This is a genomic window from Burkholderia sp. MSMB0856, from assembly GCF_001524645.2.
GTDB lineage: Bacteria > Pseudomonadota > Gammaproteobacteria > Burkholderiales > Burkholderiaceae > Burkholderia > Burkholderia diffusa.
Genome location: NZ_CP013428.1, coordinates 2,058,123 through 2,084,594, shown reverse-complemented (window position 1 = coordinate 2,084,594; position 26,472 = coordinate 2,058,123). Strand labels below are relative to the sequence as shown.

At 65.9% G+C, this 26,472-nt stretch carries 15 protein-coding genes; 8 read left to right on the top strand and 7 right to left on the bottom strand.

Annotated features, from left to right (window positions below):
* The first annotated feature begins 151 nt into the window (after positions 1–151).
* From WS87_RS26940 to WS87_RS26910, 7 genes are all read left to right on the top strand, one after another.
* Positions 152–1,333, top strand: a complete 1,182-nt coding sequence (locus WS87_RS26940; protein ID WP_059532493.1) for an isovaleryl-CoA dehydrogenase — start codon at positions 152–154, stop codon at positions 1,331–1,333.
* Positions 1,334–1,364: 31 nt separating this feature from the next.
* Positions 1,365–2,972, top strand: coding sequence for a carboxyl transferase domain-containing protein (locus tag WS87_RS26935; RefSeq protein WP_059818559.1), 1,608 nt, complete (start codon positions 1,365–1,367; stop codon positions 2,970–2,972).
* 19 nt (positions 2,973–2,991) lie between these two features.
* Positions 2,992–3,777 (top strand): enoyl-CoA hydratase/isomerase family protein, encoded by a 786-nt coding sequence (locus WS87_RS26930; RefSeq protein ID WP_059532487.1) that lies wholly within the window; start codon positions 2,992–2,994, stop codon positions 3,775–3,777.
* Between the two features lie 36 nt (positions 3,778–3,813).
* Positions 3,814–5,814, top strand: a complete 2,001-nt coding sequence (locus WS87_RS26925; protein ID WP_059818560.1) for an acetyl-CoA carboxylase biotin carboxylase subunit — start codon at positions 3,814–3,816, stop codon at positions 5,812–5,814.
* A gap of 247 nt (positions 5,815–6,061) precedes the next feature.
* A complete protein-coding gene (locus tag WS87_RS26920; RefSeq protein ID WP_059697627.1) occupies positions 6,062–7,204 on the top strand; it encodes a DUF2827 domain-containing protein in 1,143 nt (380 codons plus the stop codon).
* A gap of 751 nt (positions 7,205–7,955) precedes the next feature.
* Entirely contained in the window at positions 7,956–8,759 is an 804-nt protein-coding gene (locus WS87_RS26915) for an EAL domain-containing protein (RefSeq protein ID WP_059818561.1), read from the top strand.
* Between the two features lie 62 nt (positions 8,760–8,821).
* Positions 8,822–9,265: a hypothetical protein gene (locus WS87_RS26910; RefSeq protein ID WP_059818572.1), complete on the top strand. Its 444-nt coding sequence runs from the start codon at positions 8,822–8,824 to the stop codon at positions 9,263–9,265.
* Positions 9,266–9,307: 42 nt separating this feature from the next.
* Here the strand turns inward: WS87_RS26910 and WS87_RS26905 are convergent, their stop codons facing one another.
* The 6 genes from WS87_RS26905 to WS87_RS26880 all read right to left on the bottom strand — a co-directional run bounded on the left by WS87_RS26905 (position 9,308) and on the right by WS87_RS26880 (position 16,354).
* Positions 9,308–11,287 carry an FkbM family methyltransferase gene (locus tag WS87_RS26905; RefSeq protein WP_059818562.1) on the bottom strand — a complete coding sequence of 660 codons (1,980 nt, stop codon included), beginning with the start codon at positions 11,285–11,287 and terminating at the stop codon, positions 9,308–9,310.
* A gap of 23 nt (positions 11,288–11,310) precedes the next feature.
* On the bottom strand, positions 11,311–12,447 hold the full coding sequence (locus WS87_RS26900) for a DUF2827 family protein (RefSeq protein ID WP_059818563.1): 1,137 nt from the start codon (positions 12,445–12,447) through the stop codon (positions 11,311–11,313).
* Between the two features lie 28 nt (positions 12,448–12,475).
* A complete protein-coding gene (locus WS87_RS26895; protein WP_059818564.1) occupies positions 12,476–12,940 on the bottom strand; it encodes a DUF4019 domain-containing protein in 465 nt (154 codons plus the stop codon).
* Between the two features lie 25 nt (positions 12,941–12,965).
* Positions 12,966–14,120 carry a DUF2827 domain-containing protein gene (locus tag WS87_RS26890; RefSeq protein WP_059818565.1) on the bottom strand — a complete coding sequence of 385 codons (1,155 nt, stop codon included), beginning with the start codon at positions 14,118–14,120 and terminating at the stop codon, positions 12,966–12,968.
* A gap of 14 nt (positions 14,121–14,134) precedes the next feature.
* On the bottom strand, positions 14,135–15,280 hold the full coding sequence (locus WS87_RS26885; protein WP_059818566.1) for a DUF2827 domain-containing protein: 1,146 nt from the start codon (positions 15,278–15,280) through the stop codon (positions 14,135–14,137).
* Positions 15,281–15,679: 399 nt separating this feature from the next.
* A complete protein-coding gene (locus tag WS87_RS26880) occupies positions 15,680–16,354 on the bottom strand; it encodes an OmpA family protein (protein WP_059818567.1) in 675 nt (224 codons plus the stop codon).
* A 13-nt stretch (positions 16,355–16,367) separates the two neighbouring features.
* Here WS87_RS26880 and WS87_RS33745 point away from each other — a divergent pair, with 13 nt between their 5' ends.
* On the top strand, positions 16,368–16,520 hold the full coding sequence (locus WS87_RS33745) for a hypothetical protein (protein WP_159085710.1): 153 nt from the start codon (positions 16,368–16,370) through the stop codon (positions 16,518–16,520).
* Here the strand turns inward: WS87_RS33745 and WS87_RS26875 are convergent.
* Positions 16,478–25,684, bottom strand: coding sequence for an ESPR-type extended signal peptide-containing protein (locus tag WS87_RS26875; protein ID WP_107938224.1), 9,207 nt, complete (start codon positions 25,682–25,684; stop codon positions 16,478–16,480). The genes WS87_RS33745 and WS87_RS26875 overlap by 43 nt on opposite strands.
* Between the last annotated feature and the right edge of the window lie 788 nt (positions 25,685–26,472).

Sequence of the window (26,472 nt, the reverse complement as noted above, 5' to 3'; positions counted from 1 at the left end):
TCACTCAAAAAACTATTGACGACGAGCCGGACAAGGCGCGAAACTGTGCAAAATTTACGCTGTATTGGCTTAATGAATCGACGCATTGATCCGATTTGAGCGAAACTCAGAAATCGGTGCATGCGACCCACTTTCTGGAGACGGAGGAGACATGATCAACCTGCCCGGTGTGCAATTCATGCTCGGTGAAGACATCGAGATGCTGCGCGACGCCGTCGCGACGTTCGCGGCCAAGGAAATCACGCCGCGCGCGGCGGAAGTCGACCGCACCGACCAGTTTCCGATGGATCTGTGGAAGAAGTTCGGCGATCTCGGCGTGCTCGGCATGACGGTGGCCGAGGAATACGGCGGCGCGAACATGGGCTACACCGCGCACATGGTCGCGATGGAAGAAATCTCGCGCGCATCGGCGTCGATCGGCCTGTCGTACGGCGCGCACTCGAACCTGTGCGTGAACCAGATCCACCGCAACGGCACCGATGCGCAGAAGCAGAAATATCTGCCGAAGCTCGTGTCGGGCGAACACATCGGCGCGCTCGCGATGAGCGAGCCGAACGCGGGCTCCGACGTCGTCAGCATGAAGCTGCGCGCGGACAAGCGCGGCGACCGCTACGTGCTCAACGGCACGAAGATGTGGATCACCAACGGCCCCGACTGCGACACGCTCGTCGTCTACGCGAAGACGGACATCGACGCCGGCCCGCGCGGCATCACCGCGTTCATCGTCGAGAAGGGGATGAAGGGCTTCTCGGTCGCGCAGAAGCTCGACAAGCTCGGCATGCGCGGGTCGCACACGGGCGAGCTCGTGTTCCAGGACGTCGAGGTGCCGGAAGAGAACATCCTCGGCCAGCTTAACGGCGGCGTGAAGGTGCTGATGAGCGGCCTCGACTACGAACGCGCGGTGCTGTCGGGTGGCCCGACGGGCATCATGGCCGCGTGTCTCGACGCGGTGGTGCCGTATATCCACGACCGCAAGCAGTTCGGCCAGTCGATCGGCGAATTCCAGCTGATCCAGGGCAAGGTCGCCGACATGTACACCACGTTCCAGGCGTGCCGTGCGTACCTGTACGCGGTCGGCCGCCATCTCGATTCGGCCGGCAGCGACCACATTCGCCAGGTGCGCAAGGACTGCGCGGGCGTGATCCTCTACACGGCCGAGAAGGCGACGTGGATGGCCGGCGAGGCGATCCAGATCCTCGGTGGCAACGGCTACATCAACGAATACCCGGTCGGCCGTCTGTGGCGCGATGCGAAGCTGTACGAGATCGGCGCCGGCACGAGCGAGATCCGCCGCATGTTGATCGGCCGCGAGCTGTTCGCGGAAACGATGTAACGCCCCACGTCACGCGAACGGAGCCCCGTCGATGCCGATCATCGAATCGAAACTGAACCCGCGTTCGGAAGACTTCCGCGCGAACGCCGCGGCGCTGGAGGCGGTCGTCGCCGACCTGCGCGCGAAGATCGAACAGCTCGCGCAAGGCGGCGGCCAGGCCGCGCGCGACAAGCACCTGTCGCGCGGCAAGCTGCTGCCGCGCGATCGCATCGCGCAGTTGCTCGATCCGGGTGCGCCGTTCCTCGAGCTGTCGCAGCTCGCGGCGAACGGCATGTACAACGACGACGCGCCGGGCGCGGGCGTGATCACCGGGATCGGACGGATCGCGGGCCGCGAGTGCGTGATCGTATGCAACGACGCAACGGTCAAGGGCGGCACCTACTATCCGATGACCGTGAAGAAACACGTGCGCGCGCAGGAAATCGCCGCGGAAAACCGGCTGCCGTGCGTGTACCTCGTCGATTCGGGCGGCGCGAACCTGCCGAACCAGGACGACGTGTTTCCCGATCGCGATCACTTCGGCCGCATCTTCTTCAACCAGGCGACGATGTCCGCCGCGGGAATCGCGCAGATCGCGGTCGTGATGGGCTCGTGCACGGCGGGCGGCGCGTATGTGCCGGCGATGAGCGACGAGTCGATCATCGTGAAGAACCAGGGCACGATTTTCCTCGGCGGCCCGCCGCTCGTGAAGGCCGCGACCGGCGAGGAAGTGAGCGCCGAGGATCTCGGCGGCGGCGACGTGCACACGCGCCTGTCGGGCGTGGCCGACCATCTCGCGCAGAACGACGCGCATGCGCTGTCGATCGCGCGCAACATCGTCGGTCATCTCGCGCCGAAGATCGCGTCGCCGGTGACGGTGCGCGAGCCGAAGCCGCCGCGCTACGACGCGAAGAGCCTGTACGGCGTAATTCCGGTCGACACGCGCAAGCCGTTCGACGTGCGCGAGGTGATCGCGCGCATCGTCGACGATTCGGAGTTCGATGAATTCAAGGCGCGCTTCGGCACGACGCTCGTCACGGGCTTCGCGCACATCTGGGGCCATCCGGTCGGGATCGTCGCGAACAACGGCATCCTGTTCTCCGAATCGGCCGTGAAGGGCGCGCATTTCATCGAGCTGTGCTGCCAGCGCAAGATTCCGCTCGTGTTCCTGCAGAACATCACGGGCTTCATGGTCGGCCGCAAGTACGAGAACGAAGGCATCGCGCGCCATGGCGCGAAGATGGTGACGGCCGTGTCAAACGCGAAGGTGCCGAAGTTCACGGTGATCATCGGCGGCTCATTCGGTGCGGGCAACTACGGAATGTGCGGCCGCGCGTTCGGTCCGCGTTTCCTGTGGATGTGGCCGAACGCGCGGATCTCGGTGATGGGCGGCGAGCAGGCCGCTTCGGTGCTCGCGACCGTGCGCCGAGACGGCATCGAGGCGAAGGGCGGCACGTGGTCGGCCGAGGACGAGGATGCCTTCAAGCAGCCGATCCGCGACCAATACGAGCGTCAGGGGCATCCGTATTACGCGAGCGCGCGGCTGTGGGACGACGGCGTGATCGACCCCGCGCAGACGCGCGACGTGCTGGGTCTCGGCCTCGCCGCGTCGATGAACGCGCCGATCGACGACACGCGCTTCGGCGTGTTCCGCATGTAACGGCCGGGAGGGCTGACCGATGCGATACGAAACGATCAAGGTAAGCGAAGCCGGCCGCGTGGCGACCGTCACGCTCGCGCGGCCCGACGTGCGCAACGCGTTCAACGAGACGACGATCGCCGAGCTGACCACCGCGTTCGAGTGGCTCGATGCGCACGCCGGCGTACGCGCGGTCGTGCTCGCGGCGGAAGGCGCCGCGTTCTGCGCGGGCGCGGACCTGAACTGGATGAAGAAGATGGCCGGTTACTCGGACGACGAGAACCGCGCCGACGCGCGCAAGCTCGCGCGGATGCTCGAGGCGATCCATCGCTGCGGCAAGCCGGTGATCGCGCGCGTGCACGGCGATGCGTATGCGGGCGGCGTGGGCCTCGTCGCGGCGGCCGACATCGCGATCGCCGCCGACGGCGCGAAGTTCTGCCTGTCCGAAGCGCGGCTCGGGCTGATTCCGGCGACGATCGCGCCGTACGTCGTGCGTGCGATGGGCGAGCGCGCGGCGCGTCGCTACTTCACGACGGCCGAAGTGTTCGACAGCGCGCGCGCCGCGTCGCTCGGCTTCATTCACGATGCCGTGCCGGCCGAGGCGCTCGACGAAACGGTCGCGAAGCTGGCCGCGACGCTCGTCGCGAACGGCCCCGACGCGGTGCGGGCATGCAAGCGGCTCGTCGCCGACGTGGCCGGCCGGCCGCTCGACGCGACGCTGATCGAGCAGACCGCCGACTGGATCGCGCGGACCCGCGCCGGCGCGGAAGCGCGCGAAGGGATCGCGTCCTTCCTCGAGAAACGCACGCCTTCGTGGCGTGAATGACGGCGTGCCCCTAACTTTCCGGACGACACCGAAGCCATGTTCGACAAGATTCTGATCGCCAACCGCGGCGAAATCGCCTGCCGCGTCGCCGCGACGTGCAAACGTCTCGGGATCGCGAGCGTCGCCGTCTATTCCGACGCGGACGCGAACGCGAAGCACGTCGCCGCGTGCGACGAGGCCGTGCACATCGGCGGCTCCGCGGCCGCGGACAGCTACCTGCGCATCGAGCGCATCATCGAGGCCGCGCGCGCGACCGGCGCGCAGGCCATCCACCCGGGCTACGGTTTCCTGTCCGAGAACGAGGATTTCGCGCATGCGTGCGAAGCGGCCGGCATCGCGTTCATCGGGCCGCCGGTCGACGCGATCGCGGCGATGGGCTCGAAGGCCGCCGCGAAGGCGCTGATGCACGCGGCCGCGGTGCCGCTCGTGCCCGGCTACCACGGAGACGACCAGGACGCCGCCAACCTGCATCGCGAAGCCGACGAGATCGGCTACCCGGTGCTGCTGAAGGCGAGCGCGGGCGGCGGCGGCAAGGGCATGCGCGTGGTCGAGCGCTCCGAGGACTTTCCGGCGGCGCTCGCGTCGTGCCAGCGCGAGGCCGCGAGCAGCTTCGGCAACGATCGCGTGCTGATCGAGAAATACCTGACGCGCCCGCGTCACGTCGAAGTGCAGGTGTTCGGCGACACGCACGGCAACACCGTCTATCTGTTCGACCGCGACTGCTCGGTGCAGCGCCGTCACCAGAAGGTACTCGAAGAAGCGCCGGCGCCGGGGCTGCATGAAGACGTGCGCCAGGCGATGGGCGAGGCGGCGGTCGCGGCCGCGCGTGCGGTGAATTACGTCGGCGCGGGCACCGTCGAATTCATCATGACGGGCGATGCGTTCTACTTCATGGAAATGAACACGCGCCTGCAGGTCGAGCATCCGGTCACCGAGATGGTCACGGGGCTCGATCTCGTCGAATGGCAACTGCGCGTCGCAGCGGGCGAGCCGCTGCCGCTGCAGCAGGACGAGCTGCGCGTGCAGGGCCACGCGATCGAGGCGCGTCTCTACGCGGAGAATCCGGCGCGCGGCTTCCTGCCGTCTACCGGCACGTTGAAGCACTTGCGGCTGCCGGAAGGCGTCGAATTCGCGATCGGCGCGGCGGTGCGCGTCGACAGCGGCGTGCGCGAAGGCGATGCGATCACGCCGTTCTACGATCCGATGATCGCGAAGCTGATCGTGCACGGCGCTGACCGCGAAGAAGCGCTGGGCCGGATGCTGCGCGCGCTGCGGGCATGCGAGGTGGTCGGCCTGCACACGAACGCCGCGTTCCTGCAGCGGATCGTCACCTGCGCGCCGTTCGCGATCGCCGACCTCGACACGGGCCTGATCGAGCGCAACCACGCTGCGCTGTTCGCGCCGCAACAGCCGCCGCGCGCGACGCTCGCGCTGGCCTGCGCGGCGCTGCTCGCGCGCGAGCGCGATGCGGCCGCACGGGACGGCGCGTCGCCGTGGCGCGCGCTGCCGGACTGGCGGCTGAACGGCGGCTATCGCCGCACGCTCGAATGGCATGCGCCTGAACGCGAAGCGGACGTGACGGTCACCTACCTGGACGACGGCGGCAGCACGCGCATCGCGACCGGCGACGCGGCCGCGCAGCCGTTCGCGTGGGCACGCGGCGCAACGCCGCTCGACTTCGACGTAACGCTCGACGGCGTGCGCAGCAGCGGCCGCGTGTATGCGGACGGCGACAGTTTTCACGTGTTCACGCAGGGTGTCGCCGAGACGTTCGAATGGCGCAACGTGCTCGCGCACGCCGGCGATGCCGAGCATGGCGGCGGCCGCCTGACCGCGCCGATGCCCGGCAAGGTGATCGCGGTGCTGGTCGAGCCGGGCCAGAAGGTCGAGGCCGGCACGCCGCTGATCGTGATGGAAGCGATGAAGATGGAGCACACGATCGGCGCGCCGGGCGCGGGCGTCGTCGCCGAAGTGCTGTATGGCGTCGGCGACCAGGTCGCGGACGGCGCGCAGTTGCTGATGATGGCGGAAGGCTGACCGGGGCGTGCGTCGCGCATGGGCCGGCGTGGCGCCTCGCGGCGCGACGCCGGCCTTGTCGCATCTGGCGCCGGCGGCGCGCATGTCGTGCGGTGCGGTGCGTCCGGTCGCCAACCGGCGCCGTTGGCAGCGCGTATGACCATGCATGACAGTCTGGCGGCCGGCGCTCCGCTAGACTGGCGGATTGCTCGCGCGGCCGCGTGCCGCGCGCTACACTGCGTCCATTCAACCTCCCATCCCGCCGACGATGACGTCTCCTGTCCTGAACGGCCTGCGCATCGGTATCACAATCGGTCTGCGCGCCCCCGACGAAAGCCTGTGGATCAACGGTATCAAGCAGAACGCGCTGTTTCTTGCGAAGCTGCTGATGGCATCGCCGCACGGCTACCGCGTGACGCTGGTCAACACGACCGACGTGCCGCTGACCGACGCGCTGCCGTGGGATCGCACCGTGTACGACACGCGCGCGTTCGCGGACATGAAGGACGCGCTCGACGTGGTGATCGAGCTCGGCGGGCAGATCGACGCCGCGCAGACGGCCTACCTGAAGGCGCGCGGCGCGAAGATCGTCAGCTACTGCTGCGGCGTCGAGTACATCAACGCGATGGAATCGATGCTGTTCGGCCGCCGGCTGTGGGATTCGCTGTTCATCAACCGCGGCTACGACGAGGTGTGGGCGATTCCGCAGATCGCGCCGTCGTCGCTGCCGTTCCTGCAGTCGCTGCGCCGCTGCCCGGGGCGCGTCGTGCCGTTCGTGTGGGATCCGATGTTCCTCGACGCGCGAGCGGCATCGTTGCCCGGGCACGGCGAGTACCGCCCGCGCAGCGAGCCGGGCAAGCGCCTCACGGTGATGGAGCCGAACCACAACGTCGTGAAGTTCTGCGTGTACCCGATGCTGATCATCGACGAAGCGTATCGCCGCGACCCCGATGCGATCTGCTTCGCGCACGTGACGAACGCCGACCGTCTCGCGCACGACAGCCCCGAGTTCGTGATGCTGATGAACTACCTGGACATCGTGCGCGCCGGCAAGGCGAGCTTCGTCGGTCGCTTCGACACGCCGCTGTTCCTGGCCGACCTGACCGACATCGTGGTGTCGCATCAATGGTCGAACCCGCTCAACTACTTCTATTTCGACGTGTGCTGGCAGGGCTATCCGCTCGTGCACAACGCGAGCCTCGCGCCCGACCTCGGCTACTACTACCCGGACAATGACGTGCAGAAGGGCGCGGAGGCGTTGCTGCACGCGCTGCACACGCACGACGACGACTGGGAGGGGTACACGCGGCGCCAGCGCGAGATCCTTGGCCGCTATACGTCGGCGAACCCCGCGCTCGTCGCCGAATACGATGCGCTGCTCGCGAACCTGATCGGCGCGACGGCGGCGTGAGTTGCGCGTGCCGCAAGCCGTCGTGCGGATTGTCTCCGGTTAATGTCTGAAGAAATGGTGCCATTAAAAAAGAAACCGTCGAACCGGGGAAGATTCGACGGTTTTGAAGGCACGAATTTGACGGCTCCGAGGGAAGTCCGTCAGAAATTATTTTAGAGGTTAACGAGTCGGAAAGATTGTTAAACATCTTTCAATCGACGGCGGTCATATAATTCGGGCGGATATTATCGCCTCTGACTTGTATGATTAATATTCGGTCATTATCAATATCGTTTGAAACGACGGAATTCAATTCTGCGGAGACCGAATGTGCCCTGTCGAGTCATCGGCGGCACAATGTACGGGCGGCTGCGGCGAAATCCGCCGTCGCGCCCGGGTAGTTTTCGCTGGCGGTTATTTGTCATACAAAAATATCGAACATCCGATTTTTGAAACGAGTCACGCAGTAAATCGATTCGCCGAGTGATGTTCGAGTGGATCAAAATAAACGATATCGATTGGCGCTTTGCAGATGATTTTGTGTAATCTGCCGCACTGTTGTCGACGTTGCCCGCGTGGTGTATTTTCTGTATTTGAATATCGTTGACAATATCGGGTTTGACGGCGCGCTGAAATAAAAAGTACGCTCCCGGAAAAGATCAAAAGAAGAGGATGGGCCGGGTAGGCGGTGGCGCGTGTCGTGGTCGGCTCGCGCCATATGTATCGAGAGCGCGGGCCGTCATCGGCGGTCCGACATTTGCCGGAGCGCCGGATGAATGCGGTCGAACCTCGCCTGGAGGCGAACAGCGTTGCGAATCGGGACGAGATCGATCTCGTGTTCGGCGCGCATGACGATCACCCCGACCTTGCGTCGGTACGCAGTTTCGTCGAAAGCCGGCTCGGATTCGCGCGCGAGCCGGTCTGCCGCGCCGACCTGTCGGGCGGCGTGCTGTATCACGAATGCCTCGCGCGGCTGCGCTGGGGATCGCGCGATGCATTGCCGCCGCTCGCGTTCCTGCCGCGCCTCGAATCGCTCGGGCTGATGCGCTGGTTCGACCGCCTCGTGGTGGGCCGGACGATCGACGCGCTGCGCGCCGATCCGAACGCCGTGTACGGCTGCAACGTCGCGGCGATGAGTGCGGTGGTGGACGACGCGTGGCTGGCCATTTTCAGGCGGCTCGAGCGCGAGCCGTCGGTCGCGGCGCGGCTGGTCGTCGAGATTACCGAGACGGGGCCGCTGAATCCCGTCGCGGGCCGGTCGTTCGTGAACCGGTTTCGCCAGGCCGGGTGCCGCGTCGCGATCGACGACTTCGGCGTCGGCTTCAGCGCGCTGAACAACCTGGTGGTCGGCAACCCCGATATCGTGAAGCTCGACAGGTCCGTCCTGTCGCTGATCAAGCGCAACGCGATCGGGCGCTACCAGTTTCGCCGGCTGATCGCGTTCGCGCATGAAAGCGCGCGGCACGTCGTCGTCGAAGGCGTGGAGAACGAGATCGACCGGCAGATCATCCTGGATTCCGGCGTCGCCTGGGCGCAGGGCATCCGCTTTACATGGCGGTCGCCGGCCGCCGCATGACGCCGCGGCGCGGGCGCGGCGCGCCGGCATCGGGCAACGAAGGATTGCAAAGGGGCGTGGGTATGGCGGCGACGAAGAAGGCCGGGCACGGAACGGGCACGCAGGCGGTCGATGCGCGCGAACTCGTCGCGATCGCCGAACTGGCCGACATGCTGTGGCAGCTCGGCGCCGAATCGAACGACGCGCCGCTCGACGTCGCACCGTATCTCGATGGCCTGAAGGCCGTTGCGCATCGTATTCGCCGGATGAAGCCGCTCGACGCCGACGGCTGCGAACTCGCGGCGCGGCACTACTATGCCGGCGTGTTTGCGGGCGCCTGCGGCGACGATTCGGCGATTGCGTGCGGCGTATCCGGCAGCCTCGCGCGGCACGCCGGCCAGGTGAGCCGTGCCGCGCTCCGCTGTTTCGCGGGGCTGGCGCGGATCGGCCGCCGGCACGGCCGCTTGTTCGCCACGCACGGCGGCGACCGGGTGCCGCCCTGGCGCCCGCTCGCGCACCGCGCCTGACGTTCGCCGATCGCGCGCGTGCGGCGCCCGGCAAGCGCCCCGTCAGTCTTTTCCGAATCCGCCGAGCACGAGCGCCAGCGCGCGATCGACCGCATCGTCCCATTGACCCGGACGCGCGGCGCGCACGATCCGGATGCCCGGATACAGCGCGGTACGCGAGCCGGTTTCCCAGCGCGCGTCGGCTTTCGGGCTCAGCAGCAGGACCGCCGGCACGCCCAACGCGCCGGCCAGATGGATGTGCGCGGTGCAGGTGGTGACCACGGCATCCATCGCGAGCATCAGCGCGGCCAGATCGCTGAAATCGCCGATCGCGTGATGCGGGAACGTGACAGGCAGATCCGACGGCTCGGACTGCGCGGCGATGTCGCGGTTGATGCAATACGCGGCATGGCCATGCAATTGCGCGAGCGGCGCAAGGTCGCGCAGGCTGGCCGCGCGCAGGAAGCGTGCATCGCTTTCGTCGCGGCCGCGCCAGTTGAGGCCGATGCGGCGCGTGCCCGGTGCGCTGCCGTCGCGCGCGACGCGTTCGCGCCAGGCGGCCGCCCGTTCGGGCGGGCACGACAGGTACGCGGCCGGCGCGCCGGCCGGTGCCGGCGCATAGCCGAACTGCGCGGCCAGCACGAGGAACGAACACCAGTAGTCGTGGGCGAGCTGCGACGTGTCGGCCCATGCGCCGTGCGCGCCGACGAATTCGATGCGCGGGAACGTGTGGCGCATCAGGCCGGCCAGCGCGACCGGGACGATGACCGTCACCGCCGCGCAGCCGAGCGCGTCGAGCGCATGCAGGTAGCGTGCGTACTGGAGCTGGTCGCCGACACCGCCGTAACTGATCACGAGCAGCCGCTTGCCGTGCAGCGGCTGGCCGTCGTAGTGCCGTTCCATCGGGAGCCCGAACTGCGCGGCGGTCAGCACGTTCTCGCTGGCGAGGGTCGCGCGCGCGGCTTCGTCGCGCCGGCCGGCACGCAGCAGCAGCGCCGAGCGCGCGAGTTCGACACGGCCACGCAGCGCGTCGGGCAGCGTGGCCGGATCGCCGATGCGTTCGAGTGCCGCGAGCCCGGCGTCGGGCGCGCCGGCGAAGCCGTAGCACGACGCGAGCTGGAATGCGATCGCATCGTCGTCGAGGCCTCGGCCGCGCGCGCGCAGCCAGCGGCCGATCGCGTGGCCCCATTCGCAGCGCGCCTCGTGTTCGAGCGCGCGGTTCCAGTGCACTTCGGGCGGGTCGGTCTCGGGGGCTTCGCCCGCATGCGCGTCGTCATGTGCGCGAGCGGATGCGCCGCCGACCGGCTCGCCCGAGATGAACAGGCGCTGCCGGTCCCAGCGCGGGTTCGGCACGCACAGCAGATTCGGCCCGTCGAGCCGGTAGAACGTGTAATCGAGGCCGGCGAACGTATCGATGACGCGTGCGTCATCCGCGTCCCGATATGCGATCCAGCACCACGGCAGATGCGTTTCGATCGACTGGCGTGCACCGCGCAGCGCGTCGATTTCCATTCCATCGATGTCGAGCTTCAGGAAATCGACGCGCGGCAGGCCGAGCGAATCGAGCCTGACCGTCTGGGCGGGCGTGCCGTCGGCGGCGGGCGCGTCGACATGTGCGGTCGGTGCGGCCGGTTCGGCATCGGCGGGCCGTCCGTCGTCGACGTCGGGCATCGTCATCGTGCCGTTGCGGCTCGCGAGCCCCATGTTCCGCAGATGAAGGTTGTCGAGCTGATTGAGCGCGACGGTGCCGCCGAGCGCATGGAACAGCATGCGCCGCGGCTCGAACGCATGGACGTGACCGCCGCGTTCGCGCAAGCGCCGCGCGATCGGCACGCAGACGAGTCCCGCATTCGCCCCGCCGTCCACCGCGATCGCGCCGTCGGGCAACTGGTCGATCACCTGCATGATTGCGTCGAGCTCGCCCTGGTTGTGCGGCCGGCCGGTCTTGATCAGCGCGTCGGCCTGCCGCGTGCTGTGCCGGTCGATGACGAACGGGCCGTGGATCGAATCGACCACGACGAAGTTGCGGGCGGTGTGCTTCATGAACGGATGGCGGACGGATGCGCTCAGCCGAGCGCGCGCCCGGCGAACAGGCGCTGGATCTGCTCGGAATACGCGCGAACGTTGTGGTCGGCGAGCGTGTCGACCTGCTGCAGACAGCGGCGGGCCGCCGCGGCGTAATCGTCGAGCCGCGCGTCGTGCATTTGCGCGGCGGTCGCGATCGCGCGCGCCGCGTCGAAGATCTCGAAGTCCGGGTAGTAATAGCCGACGTCGCGCAGGAACGGCGAGTTGTGCACGAGCGGGTAGTTGCCGTACAGCGCGTCGTACAGCAGGTAGTTCAGGCCGTTTTCCCAGTGGTGCGACACGACGATGTCGGTGTGATGCGCGGCCCACGCGACGAACGGCGCGCGCACGTCGGCCGTCGCCTTGCCGTCGCGCACCATCTCGAGCCCGAGCGCGAGATGCTTGAAGGCGACGTTTTCCTTCTTGTCGAACGTGTTGGTCATGTACACGTGCTCGACGAGTTCCGGGTGCTCGACGTAGCACGCATTCGCGGCCAGCATCGGCACGATCGAACTCTTCACGACGTTCAGGTTCGGTTCGAAGAATGCGATGCGCTTGGCCGGACCGTGATTGCGATAGCCGAAGCGCGCCTTCAGTTCGGGATCGGCGTCGAGGCTGCGTTCGATGAAGTACGGCGACCAGATGTGCGGCAGCTCGATCACCGGCGCGCGATACACGGCCTGGAAGTAGGCCGCGCACGTGTGCATGTGCTGCGGGTTGGTCCAGATCTCGTCGAATTGCACGCGGTTCGGGTTCGGCCGCCAGGTGTTCTTCTCGAAGTTGATCGTCTCGACCGCGATCACGTAGTCGTTGCCGAAGCGGTACGACACGCACTTGCCGCCGCGCTGGCGCACCGCGTCCGTGTGCGACGGATCGATGAACGCGTTCATCTCGATCAGCAGGTCGGTCTGGTGGACGATCGACGACAGCGGCCGCAGCGCGTCGCCGAACGCGTCCATCATCAGCGCCTGCGGGTAGTCGGTAATGCCGTCGTCGTGCGCGAGCCACACTTCGCCGATCAGCGGCGAGCGTTTCAGCAGCATGTACAGGTACACGCAATGCTGGTTCGCGCCGTTGTACCAGATCGACTGCGTCGCGTCGCGCTGAACGTTCATCGTAATCGCGACATTGATTTTCATCGGCGGCTCCGGGTGGACGGTTCGCGGTTCAAGGCGTGTCGTTCTGCGACTGGCGCGGCACGTAGCCGGTCAGGTGCCAGCGGCCGTCGTCGAGACGAAAGCTCAGCTTTTCGTACACAGTCGTCCCGGTCTTGAGCGTCGTCGTAAAGTCGACATTCGCATAAAGCCCGTCGGGCATCGACGATGAATTCGTGTAGCGAATGCGCGTGATCTGCGCCCAGCCGCGATGGCTGACCATGCCGACCGACTGGCGCGCGCGCTGCATGTCCAGAGCGAACTGGTCCTGCTTGATGCGCGCCTTCACGAACGCGGCGGAGTCGTTCCACACCATGCCGTACTGGCCGGCGTCGAGTTGTTTGAAGACCGCATCGGCATCGCGCAGCAGCGCGTCGGCCGATTCGCCGCCGGCTTGCGCGTGCGCACCGATCGCGATCGACGCGATGGCGCAGCCGATCAGCCATTTCGTGCGGGCGAGGGGCGGGTGCGCGTTCATGTTGAGGCCCGGAGCAGGCGGCGCGTCATGCGTCGCGATAGAGCGACGCGATCGCGTCGGAATATGCGGCGACATTGTCGGGGTTGTAGATGCTGACCGAGTCGAGCACGTGCTTCGATTGCTCGCGGTACGCGTCGAGGTTCGCATCGTGCTCGGCGAACGCCTGCAACAGCGCGCGGCCGCCGGCCTGGCAATCGAAGTCCGGATAGAAATACCCGGCCTTGCCGAGGAACGGCGAGTTGTGGATCAACGGATAGTCGCCGTACAGCAGTTCGTAGTACAGGTAGTTCTGCGCGTTTTCCCACGTGTGCGACACCACCGCGTCGCCGTAGGCGGCCATGAACTCGTACACCGCATAGCGGCTTTCGAACGTCGTGATGCCGTGGTTGACGATGTCGAGGCTCTTCGCGAAGTGAACGAAGGTCGCATGGTCCTTCAGGTGCAGCGTATTGCACACGCGCACGAACTCGAGGAACTTCGGATTCGTGCGGTACGCCTCTTCCGTGACCAGCATCGGGATGATGCTCGTCTTCACCATGCAGATGTTCGGCTCGAACATCGTCACGCGCCAGCGCGGCTTGCCGGGCTGATAGCCGAACGACAAACCGGCGCCGAGCGTTGCACGCGCCTTGTCGAACAGCATTGGATGCCAGATGTGCGGGACGATCGTGACGGGCGCGCGCAGGCCCGTCTGGTAGTAGTGCAGGCACGAGCGCTCGAATTCCGGAATCGTCCACACCGCGTCGTACGGCGCGCCCGAGAACAGGAAGCCCGACGGCTTGTCGAACATCGCCCGCTCGATGTCGATCACGTAGTCGTTGCCGACCCGCATCGTGACGACCTTGCCGCCGCGGTCGCGGAACGCGCGCAGGTAGTCGGCGCCGAACTGCGCGCTCATTTCGATCAGCACGTCGCAGCGCTCGAGCGCTTCGTCCATCGACAGGAGCGGCACGTCCCATTCGCCGAGCATCATCTGCGGATCGGCGACCTGTTCGCCGCCGTTCACCATCACGGCTTCGGCGACGAGCGGCGACTGGCGCAGCAGCAGGATCAGCAGCAGGCAGTTCTGGAAGATGCCGTTTTCCCACAGCGACTGGCCGGCGCCGCGTACGAACAACGACACGCCGACGACGAGACGCTTGCCCTCGCCGGGCGCTTGACGGGCTTTGGAGTCCGACATGCGTATGCTCCGGTTCAGGCGACCAGGCGCGCGACGAACGCGTCCAGGTTCGCGGGGTTGTCGATCGAGACCGACTGCAGCAGCCGGCCGGCTTTCGCACGATAGTCGTCGAGCCGCTCGTCATGATGCAGCCATGCATCGCGCAGCGCCTGGCCACCGCCGGCGGAATCGAAATCCGGGTAGTAGTAGCCGGCGTCGCCGAGCAGCGTCGAGTTGTGGATCAGCGGATAGCCGCCATACAGCACGTCGTAGTACAGATAGTTCTGCGCGTTTTCCCAGTGGTGGGACACGACGGCGTCCGCGTGGCGCGCCATGAAGCCCGGCAGGTCGATGCGCGGCTCGAACGTCGCCTTTTGCTGGCGCACGAGGTCGAGGCTGTTCGCGAAGTGCACGAACGTCGGATGCGCCTTCATCTGCATCGAGTTGACGACGAACAGATGCTGCACCGCGTCCGGTTGTGCGCGGTAGAACTCGTCGCACGCGAGCATCGGGTAGTGGCAGGACTTCACGACCGAGATGTTCGGCTCGAGCGTGGCGAGATTCCAGGGACGGCGGCCCGGCCGATAGCCGAACGTCAGGCCTTCACTCGCCAGCGCGGCGATGCGGCGATCGAGGAAGTACGGCGACCAGATGTGCGGCATCAGGTGCACCGGCGCGCGCAACAGGGTTTGCAGCATCGGCGCGCCGGTCTTCGCGTATTGCGGCAACAGCCACGCCTCGTCGAACGGCGCACCGTTGTAAACGTGTCCCGACGGCTTGCCGAAGATCGGCGTTTCGCACAGGCCGGCGTATACATGTCCGCAAAAGAACGCGGCAATTTTCTTGCCGAGCGCCTTCATGTGCCTGAGCCATTCGACCGGCAGTTGCGCGCCCATCTCGATCACGACGTCGAGTTCGTGCGTGACGTCGGAAGGCTTCACGAGCGGCACGTCGAGGCCGTCGAGGTCGAGGCCGGTCGGCAGTGCGTTGGCGTCGCCGCCGTTCAGGAAATAGACGGGGCCGACGCGATCGGAGCGCTTGAGCATCATCGCGAGGAACGCGATGTTCTGGTGAATCCCGTTTTCCCAGATCGCCTGGCCGTCCCGCGCAAACAGCGAGATGCCGACGGCCGGCCGTTGCTTGCGGGTGCCGCCCGAGGCGGCTTGATTGATGTCCGTCACCGGTTGGTTTCCTCTGCGGCGTCGTGCGTTCGGCCGTGGCCGCGAAACGGCGCGCCGTGGATTGTCGTGGTCGCGTTCGCGCCGGCACGCACTGGAATGTGCGTCGAGCGGTGCGGATCGCGAGGCGGCCGCAGGATTCCGGGGTGTCGTCGGGCGAGTCTGGCACGGCGCGCGACGCGGTCGGAACGCTCCGGCAGCTGTCTGCGGCGATTGTGGCACGGAAGGCGCCGCTTTGTGGAGGGGGCTGACGAACTTTGACATAGCCGCCGGCACGGGAGCCGGGGCCCCGGCGAAGCGTGGGCGACGGGCTCGGCAGGGTGCCGGCGGGGCAACCGCGCCCTGCCGGCGAGGGCCGTCGCGCGCAGGCGCGGGGGCGCCCGGGCCGCGACGGCCGGCTGCTCAGCGCTGCAGCGAGATCTCGACGCGGCGGTTGCTCGCGCGGCCTTCGGCCGTCGCGTTGGACGCGACCGGATCGGTGCTGCCGCGGCCCGTGACCGAGACGGACTGCGCTTTCAGCCCGTGCGCCTTCAGGTAGCTTGCGACGGTTTCCGCGCGGCGCTTCGACAGCGCGAGATTGGCGGCGTTGCTGCCGACCGAATCCGTATGGCCGGTGACCGTCACCTGCGTGTACGTGCGGTCTTCGCGTTCGCTCAGCAGCTTGTCGAGTGATGCGCGCGCGGCCGGCGTGAGCGTGGCCAGGCCCGTCGCGAACAGCGCGTCGCCCGCGAGGTTCACATGTTCGACCGCCGCGGGCGCGGGGGCGGGCGCCGGCTCGGCGGCCGACGCTGCGGCGGCCGGCGCGGCACCGCACTGGAATACGAGCGTCGCGGGATCCGAGCCGTCGCGCAGCGCGCGGGCCGAGTCGACGGTGCGCACCGGCTGGTCGCCGCAGATCTTGCGGGCGGCCTTCATGCAGGTCTGCGGGCCCGACAGCAGGCCGTGGCAATCCACCTGGAAGGTGCGCACGCCGTCGCGCGGCTGCAGTTCGGATGCGCTGAAGGTCGGGCCGGATGCGGTCGAGCACGCGGCGAGGGCCGTCGCGGAAAGTGCGAGCGCAAGAGCGAGTTTGTTCACGATTACGTCCTCAATGCTTGGGTTGACTGAAGCCCGCCACGCGTTGCGCGGCGGGCTCGTCCTGCCGTCGGGGCCGCCCGCCGCCGTCCGGCTCGTGAGCCGGCGGCGTGGCGGCGCGACGCGTTACTTCCACTGGTACAGCATGCCGGCGCCGATCACTTTCTGACCGCCGCTGAAGCCGCCGTTGATCGACGCCTTCAGGTTCTCCGTGATGCGCGCCTGCATGTTGACCGCCATCGCCTTCTGACCCAGGAACGATGCGGTGCCGACACCCATCCCGAAGTTGGCGTCGCGATCGAGCTGCGGGATCGACGCCATCGCGCCGACGGCCGCGATACCCTGCTTCGCCATCTGGTCGGTCTGCTGCAGTTGCGAACCCAGCGAGTTGATCTGCGCCTGCTGGCCCGACAGTGCCGTCGACAGCGTCGTCTGCACCTGCGTCAGCTGGTTCACGTTCACCGCGTCCGTGCCTTGCGTACCCGGCGCGACGTTCGTGATCTGGCGCTGCTGCGTGTCGCTGCCGACCGACACCACGTTCGAACGGCCGCCATCGTTCGAATTCGCGCCGATCGCCACCGAGTTCGAGCCGGCGGTGACCGTCGGCCGGTCGGAGCCGGTGCCGGTCATGTCGGCCGCGACGGCGGTGCTGTTCAACGTGCGCGTCGTGTTGTTGTTGATCGTGTTCGACAACTGGTTCACCTGATCGCCGAGGTTCGTCACGCCGGTCGACAGCGAGGCCACCGTGCTGTTCGTCGTGCTCAGGCCGGTCGACAGCGAGCCGATGCCGGTCGACGTCGACGTGGACAGCGACGTGAGGTTGCTGTTCGTCGAGCTGAGGCCCGTCGACAGCGAGCTGATCGCCGTCGAGGTCGACGTGGACAGCGACGTGAGGTTGCTGTTGGTCGAGCTCAGACCGGTAGACAGCGAACCGATGCCGGTCGACAGCGACGAGATGTTCGACGCGGTCGACGTCGACAGGCTGTTGACCGCCTGGTTCGTCGCGTTGAGCTGGCTGCCGTTGATCGCGTCCGTGCTGGTGGCCGATACCTGGCCTGCCGCGACGTTCGTGATCTGGCGTTCCGCACCGGGGGCGCCGACGCTGAAGACGCCCACCGGCGAGGTGCCGTAGACCGGGTACGTGATGCCGCCGACCGTGACGCTCGACACGCCGACGGCGTTGCCCGTGGTCGAGTTCGCACCCATGGCGATCGAGTTCGCGACATTGGCCTGTGCGTTCGTACCGAAGGCGAGTGCATCCGCGGCGGTGGCCGACGCACCCGAGCCGTAGGCCTGGGCGCCGGTCGCACTCGCGACGGCCTTGTTGCCGAGCGCGATCGTGTTGTCCGCGGTGGCCTGGTTCGAGCTGCCGAGGGCGAGCGCGCTGTTGCCGGTTGCCGTGTTCGCGTTGCCGAGCGCCACCGCGCCGGTGCCGGTTGCCGTGTCGTTCGCGCCCATCGCCACCGCGCCGGTGCCCGTTGCGATGCTCGGGTCGCCGATCGCGACCGCGCCGTCGCCGCTCGCCGTGTTGCCGGAGCCGATCGACACCGCCTTGCCGCCGGTGGCCGATGCGTTCTGGCCGATGGCGACCGCGCCGGTCGACTGTGCGTTCGAGCCGTCGCCGACCGCGACGCTGCTGGCGCCCGCCGCGCTGGCGTTCACGCCGGCTGCCAGCGAGTTGACGCCCGTCGCGCCGTTGTTGGCGTAGTTGCCTTGCTGCGTGCCGTTGTCGTTGACGCTGTAGTAGTGCGTCTTCGCGGCTTCGATCGCGGTCGACGTAGAAGTGGACAGCGACGTGATCGAGCTGGTTGCCGAGCTGAGGCCGGTCGAAGTCGAGGTCGACAGCGACAGCACCGTGCTGTTGGTCGAGCTCAGGCTGGTCGACAGCGAGCTGAGGCCGGTCGAGGTCGAAGTCGACAGTGACGTGACCGTGCTGTCGGTCGAGCTCAGGCCGGTGGACAGCGAGCTGATGCCGGTCGAAGTCGACGTGGACAGCGACGTGATCGTGCTGTTGGTCGAGCTGAGGCCGGTGGACAGCGAGCTGATGCCGGTCGAGGCCGAGGTGGACAACGACGTGATCGTGCTGTTGGTCGAGCTGAGGCCGGTGGACAGCGAGTTGATGCCGGTCGAGGTCGACGTCGAGAGCGAGCTGATCGAGCTGGTTGCCGACGAGAGGCCGGTCGACGTAGAGGTCGACAGCGAAGCCACCGTGCTATCGGTCGAGCTGAGGCCGGTGGACAGCGAGTTGATGCCGGTCGAGGTCGACGTCGAGAGCGAGCTGATCGAGCTATTCGCCGACGAGAGGCCGGTCGAAGTCGAGGTGGACAGCGAGCTGATCGAGCTGGTTGCCGACGAGAGGCCCGTCGACGTGGAGGTCGAGAGCGACGCCACCGTGCTATCGGTCGAGCTGAGGCCCGTGGACAGCGAGCTGATGCCGGTCGAGGTCGATGTGGACAGCGAGCTGATCGAGCTGGTTGCCGACGACAGGCCGGTCGACGTGGAGGTCGACAGCGAAGCCACTGTGCTATCGGTCGAGCTGAGGCCCGTGGACAACGAGTTGATACCGGTCGAGGTCGACGTGGACAGCGAGCTGATCGAGCTGGTTGCTGACGACAGGCCCGTCGACGTGGAGGTCGACAGCGAAGCAACCGAGCTGTCGGTCGAGCTGAGGCCCGTGGACAGCGAGTTGATACCGGTCGAGGTCGACGTGGACAGCGAGCTGATCGAGCTGGTTGCCGAGGACAGGCCGGTCGACGTGGAGGTCGACAGCGAAGCGACCGAGCTATCGGTCGAGCTGAGGCCCGTGGACAGCGAGTTGATACCGGTCGAAGTCGACGTGGACAGCGAGCTGATCGAGCTGGTTGCCGACGAGAGGCCGGTCGAAGTCGAGGTGGACAGGGAGCTGATCGAGCTGGCTGCCGACGACAGACCGGTCGACGTCGAAGTCGAGAGCGAAGCGACCGAGCTATCGGTCGAGCTGAGGCCGGTCGACAGCGAGTTGATGCCGGTCGAGGTCGAGGTGGACAACGAGCTGATCGAGCTGGCTGCCGACGACAGACCGGTCGACGTCGAAGTCGACAGCGAAGCCACCGTGCTATCGGTTGAGCTGAGGCCCGTGGACAGCGAATTGATGCCGGTCGAGGTCGACGTGGACAGCGACGAGATCGAGCTGTTCGCCGACGAGAGGCCGGTCGACGTGGAAGTCGAGAGCGAAGCGACCGAGCTATCGGTCGAGCTGAGGCCGGTCGACAGCGAGTTGATACCGGTCGAGGTCGAAGTGGACAACGACGAGATCGAGCTGTTCGCCGACGAGAGGCCGGTCGACGTGGAGGTCGACAGCGAAGCGACCGAGCTATCGGTCGAGCTGAGGCCCGTGGACAGCGAGTTGATACCGGTCGAAGTCGACGTGGACAGCGAGCTGATCGAGCTGGTCGCCGAGGAGAGGCCGGTCGACGTGGAAGTCGAGAGCGAAGCGACCGAGCTATCGGTCGAGCTCAAGCCCGTGGACAGCGAGTTGATGCCGGTCGAGGTCGACGTGGACAGGGAGCTGATCGAGCTGTTCGCCGACGACAGGCCGGTCGACGTGGAAGTCGACAGCGAAGTCACCGAGCTGTTGGTCGAGCTGAGGCCGGTCGACAGCGAGTTGATGCCGGTCGAGGTCGACGTGGACAGCGAGTTGATCGAGCTGTTCGCCGACGAGAGGCCGGTTGACGTGGACGAAGACAGCGAGGTCACCGAGCTGTTGGTCGAGCTGAGGCCCGTGGACAGCGAGTTGATGCCGGTCGAGGTCGACGTCGAGAGCGAGCTGATCGAGCTGTTCGCCGATGAGAGGCCGGTCGACGTGGAGGTCGACAGCGAAGCGACCGAGCTATCGGTCGAGCTCAAGCCCGTGGACAGCGAGTTGATACCCGTCGAGGTCGAGGTCGAGAGCGAGGCCACCGAACTGTTGGTCGAGCTCAAGCCCGTGGACAACGAGTTGATGCCGGTCGAAGTCGAGGTGGACAGGGAGCTGATCGAGCTGGTTGCCGACGAGAGACCGGTCGACGTGGAAGTCGAGAGCGAGGCGACCGAGCTGTTGGTCGAGCTGAGGCCGGTCGACAGCGAATTGATGCCCGTCGAAGTCGAGGTGGACAGCGAGCTGATCGAGCTGGTTGCCGACGAGAGACCGGTCGACGTGGAAGTCGAGAGCGAGGCGACCGAGCTATTGGTCGAGCTCAAGCCCGTGGACAACGAGTTGATACCGGTCGAGGTCGACGTCGAGAGCGAGCTGATCGAGCTGTTCGCCGATGAGAGGCCGGTCGACGTGGAGGTCGACAGCGAAGCGACCGAGCTATTGGTCGAGCTGAGGCCGGTCGACAGCGAGTTGATGCCGGTCGAGGTCGAAGTCGAGAGCGATGCAATCGAGCTATTCGCCGACGACAGACCCGTCGACGTGGAAGTCGACAGCGAAGCGACCGAGCTATTGGTCGAGCTCAAGCCCGTGGACAACGAGTTGATGCCGGTCGAGGTCGAGGTCGAGAGTGAGCTGATCGAGCTGTTCGCCGACGACAGGCCGGTCGACGTGGAAGTCGAGAGCGACGCAATCGAGCTATTCGCCGACGAGAGACCGGTCGACGTGGAAGTCGAGAGCGACGCCACCGAGCTGTTGGTCGAGCTGAGGCCGGTCGACAGCGAATTGATGCCGGTCGAGGTCGACGTGGACAGCGAAGCGATCGAGCTGTTCGCCGACGACAGACCCGTCGACGTGGAAGTCGACAGCGAGGCGACCGAGCTATTGGTCGAGCTCAAGCCCGTGGACAACGAGTTGATGCCGGTCGAGGTCGACGTCGAGAGCGAGCTGATCGAGCTAGTTGCAGACGACAGACCCGTCGACGTGGAAGTCGACAGCGAAGCGACCGAGCTATTGGTCGAGCTGAGGCCGGTCGACAGCGAATTGATGCCCGTCGAAGTCGACGTGGACAGCGACGCAATCGAGCTATTCGCCGACGAGAGACCGGTCGACGTGGAGGTCGAAAGCGAAGCGACTGAGCTGTTGGTCGAGCTGAGACCCGTGGACAGCGAATTGATGCCCGTCGAAGTCGACGTGGACAGCGATGCAATCGAGCTGTTAGCCGACGACAGACCCGTCGACGTGGAAGTCGACAGCGAAGCGACCGAGCTATTGGTCGAGCTGAGCCCCGTCGACAGCGAAGTGATGCCGGTCGACAGCGACGAGATCGCGCTGCTGGACGACGACACCGTCGTCGACAGCGAATCCACGATGGAATTGGTCGCGAAGAGTTGGGAGCCGTTGATCGCGTCGGTGCTGGTCGGCGCGATTTGGCCTGCCGCGACATTGGTGATTTGACGCGTGGTGCCCGTGCTCGCATTGCCGACGCTTACCACGCTGCTCGGATTGCCGCCCGCGAACGTGGTGGTCACGCCGCCGACGGTACCCGTCGGCGTCGGGTTGGGCGCTTGGGTGACGGAGCCGCTGCCGAGTGCGACGTCGCCGGCGTTGTTGGCGATGGCATTCGGGCCAATCGCGACCGAGTCGGTGCCGAGCGCCTGGCTGTCGGCTGCCGTCGACTTCGCGTGGAAGTACTTGATGCCCTGGCTGTTGATGCTGTCGATCGCCGAGCCGACGCTGTTGGCGGTCGACGTCGTGCCGTTCGCGTTGTACGTCGTGTACGACGGAGCGGAAACCGTGCCGGTTGCGGGGTTGTAGCTCGCGCCGCCGCCGAGGGCTGCGGCGGTGCTGTTGCCGAGATTGTCGGTCTTGGTCGTGACCGTGCTGAGGCCGGTGGACAGCGAGCTGATACCGGTCGAGGTCGAGGTGGACAGCGACGAGATCGAGCTATTCGCCGACGAGAGGCCCGTCGACGAGGAGGTCGAGAGCGAAGCGACCGAGCTGTTGGTCGAACTGAGGCCGGTCGACAGCGAGTTGATGCCGGTCGAGGTCGAGGTGGACAGCGAGCTGATCGAGCTGTTCGCCGACGAGAGGCCGGTTGACGTGGAGGTCGAGAGCGAAGCGACCGAGCTGTTGGTCGAACTGAGGCCGGTCGACAGCGAGTTGATGCCGGTCGAGGTCGAGGTGGACAGCGATGCAATCGAGCTATTCGCCGACGACAGACCCGTCGACGTGGAGGTCGACAGCGAAGCGACCGAGCTGTTGGTCGAGCTCAGGCCCGTGGACAGCGAATTGATGCCGGTCGAGGTCGAGGTGGACAGCGAGCTGATCGAGCTATTCGCCGACGACAGACCCGTCGACGTGGAAGTCGAGAGCGAGGCGACCGAGCTATTGGTCGAGCTGAGGCCGGTCGACAGCGAATTGATGCCGGTCGAGGTCGAGGTGGACAGCGAGCTGATCGAGCTGTTCGCCGACGAGAGACCCGTCGACGTGGACGACGACAGCGAAGCCACCGAACTATTGGTCGAGCTGAGACCCGTGGACAGCGAGTTGATGCCCGTCGAGGTCGAAGTGGACAGCGACGAGATCGAGCTGTTCGCCGACGACAGACCGGTCGACGCGGAAGTCGACAGCGACGTCACCGAGCTGTTGGTCGAGCTGAGGCCCGTGGACAACGAGTTGATGCCCGTCGAGGTCGACGTGGACAGCGAGCTGATCGAGCTATTGGCCGACGACAGACCCGTCGACGTGGAGGTCGAGAGCGAGGCCACCGAACTGTTGGTCGAGCTCAAGCCCGTGGACAGCGAGTTGATGCCCGTCGAGGTCGAAGTGGACAGCGACGAGATCGAGCTGTTCGCCGACGACAGACCGGTCGACGCGGAAGTCGACAGCGACGTCACCGAGCTGTTGGTCGAGCTGAGGCCCGTGGACAACGAGTTGATGCCCGTCGAGGTCGACGTGGACAGCGAGCTGATCGAGCTATTGGCCGACGACAGACCCGTCGACGTGGAGGTCGAGAGCGAGGCCACCGAACTGTTGGTCGAGCTCAAGCCCGTGGACAGCGAGTTGATGCCCGTCGAGGTCGAAGTGGACAGCGACGAGATCGAGCTGTTCGCCGACGACAGACCGGTCGACGTGGAAGTCGACAGTGAAGTCACCGAGCTGTTGGTCGAGCTCAGGCCCGTGGACAGCGAGTTGATGCCGGTCGAGGTCGAGGTGGACAGCGAGCTGATCGAGCTATTGGCCGACGACAGACCCGTCGACGTGGAAGTCGAGAGCGAGGCGACCGAGCTATTGGTCGAGCTGAGGCCGGTCGACAGCGAATTGATGCCGGTCGAGGTCGAGGTGGACAGCGAGCTGATCGAGCTGTTCGCCGACGAGAGACCCGTCGACGTGGACGACGACAGCGAAGCCACCGAACTATTGGTCGAGCTGAGACCCGTGGACAGCGAGTTGATGCCCGTCGAGGTCGAAGTGGACAGCGACGAGATCGAGCTGTTCGCCGACGACAGACCGGTCGACGCGGAAGTCGACAGCGACGTCACCGAGCTGTTGGTCGAGCTGAGGCCCGTGGACAACGAGTTGATGCCCGTCGAGGTCGACGTGGACAGCGAGCTGATCGAGCTATTGGCCGACGACAGACCCGTCGACGTGGAGGTCGAGAGCGAGGCCACCGAACTGTTGGTCGAGCTCAAGCCCGTGGACAGCGAGTTGATGCCCGTCGAGGTCGAAGTGGACAGCGACGAGATCGAGCTGTTCGCCGACGACAGACCGGTCGACGCGGAAGTCGACAGCGACGTCACCGAGCTGTTGGTCGAGCTGAGGCCCGTGGACAACGAGTTGATGCCCGTCGAGGTCGACGTGGACAGCGAGCTGATCGAGCTATTGGCCGACGACAGACCCGTCGACGTGGAGGTCGAGAGCGAGGCCACCGAACTGTTGGTCGAGCTCAAGCCCGTGGACAGCGAGTTGATGCCCGTCGAGGTCGAAGTGGACAGCGACGAGATCGAGCTGTTCGCCGACGACAGACCGGTCGACGCGGAAGTCGACAGCGACGTCACCGAGCTGTTGGTCGAGCTGAGGCCCGTGGACAACGAGTTGATGCCCGTCGAGGTCGACGTGGACAGCGAGCTGATCGAGCTATTGGCCGACGACAGACCCGTCGACGTGGAGGTCGAGAGCGAGGCCACCGAACTGTTGGTCGAGCTCAAGCCCGTGGACAGCGAGTTGATCCCCGTCGAAGCCGACGTCGAGAGCGAGCTGATCGAGCTATTGGCCGACGACAGACCCGTCGACGTGGAGGTCGACAGCGAAGCCACCGAACTATTGGTCGAGCTCAGGCCGGTCGACAGCGAGCTGATCCCCGTCGAAGCCGACGTGGACAGGCTGGCAATGCTCGACGTCGTCGTACTGGCGACCGCATAAAGCTGGCTGCCGTTGATCGCGTCCGTGCTGGTCGCGCTGACCAGGCCCGCGGCGACGTTCTGAATGCGCCGCTCCGCCCCGGCCGCGCCGACGCTGACCACGCCGGCGGCGGAACTCGCGCCGGCGTAGGTGCCGAACGTCTGGCTGCCGATCGTCGTGCTGCTGACGGAACCCGTGCCGCCGGTCGCCGTGTTCGCGGTGCCGTTCGTGACGGCATTGGAACCGAGCGCGACCGAACCCGCCACGCTGGCGTTGGCGTTGGTGCCGAAAGCCTGGGCGTTGGTGGCGCTGGAGACGGCGCCATCACCGATCGCGGTACCGAAGGCGCCATTGACAGTCGAGCCACGACCGACGGCGATACCCGACGTGGCGGCCGATCCGACGGACGATTGCCCGCCGATCGCGATGCTGTCCGAGGCGGCCGTTTGCGCGCCCTTGGTTGCGTTGCTGCCGATCGCGATCGAACCCGCACCGGATGCGATGGTCGAGTTTGCCTGCGACAGCGGCGTCGTGCCGTTGCCGCCCGCGCCGCCGATTGCGACCGAGTTCAGCGCGGTTGCGGTCGAGCCGAAGCCGAGCGCGGTGGAGCCGGTGCCGCTGGCGGTCGTTTCGAGACCTGTCGCCACACCCCACAGGGCTGCGGAGGATTGCATGCCGGTCGCGACGGCGCCGTTGCCAGTCGCTTGCGCAAACGAGCCGTATACCGTGACGCCGGTGAAAAGGTTGCCGTTGGAGTTACAGCCTGCGACGACCGAATAGGTGCCCGAACCGTCCCCTGCCTGATTTGCCGTGCCACCCGGGTTCACGCGGCCGACCGCGCCGTTGCTTGTCGTGAAACAGGTCTGCTGCGTGTTGATCGTGTTGGCCTCCGCGAGCGCGGGGAGGCCCAGTGCGAGCACGGCGGCGACGGCGACCACGACAGCGGATTTGTTCGGCTTGCCCCGTGCCGAATCATGTTCGGATGCAGCGACCCAGGCGCCGAGGGCTTCGTTCCAGATCGAGCGGTATGTGCGGTTCATGTCCTACTACCTCCAAATAAGCACGCCACACACCGGTCTCTTTCGTTAGATGAATCTGCCGTGCGTTCGCGCGAATCTCAAAATTGATGGGCGGAGTTTATTTGAGGCGCTATTTTGAGATTGACAAACAGTGAAAAATGGAACGTTCCTAAAGTTAAAAGATGGTTAATACATCGCGTGTTGATGTATTCGATTGTAAGAAAATTGAAAATATGTGGAATGTAGGGTGAAGGGTGTTGCTGGGTGCGGTGGGTTATAAAAAAGTCTATAAAAATCAAGCACATGAATGTTTGATGTGTGCCGTGCCGCACATTGAGTGGCACGAAAAGTAAGACAAATGAAAAAGCAAACGTTTGCGGCAAACGTTAGCCTTTCACGATTGTAATGTTTGATGTGAGGCTAGCTCGGATCGATCGAACGACCTTGTTAATTTGTTAATTTGAGATTTAAAGCGGATTTTCAATTGCATTTGCTGGGTTTTCCTGAAAATCAAAAAACATGAAAAAAGGATTGTTCGGCTATGCTGGTTTGCGCATTTCGCCGGCCGTGCGCGCCCGTGGGGCGGGCCTTCCCCGGCGGTCCGTGTCACAAAGTTGTAAAAAAGTGCTACAGGCGCATTGACCCGACTATTGGGATTCCTGTTTGGAATCTGCTCTATTGACGAATTTCATGTGATGGGTTCGGAGGCGAATTGGACGACGAGCCGGGTCGTCCACGACGACGGTCCGAGACGCCCACGTGCGGACGCCGCGAGCAGCGAGCAGGAAACGTCAGATGTGAGCCACGGT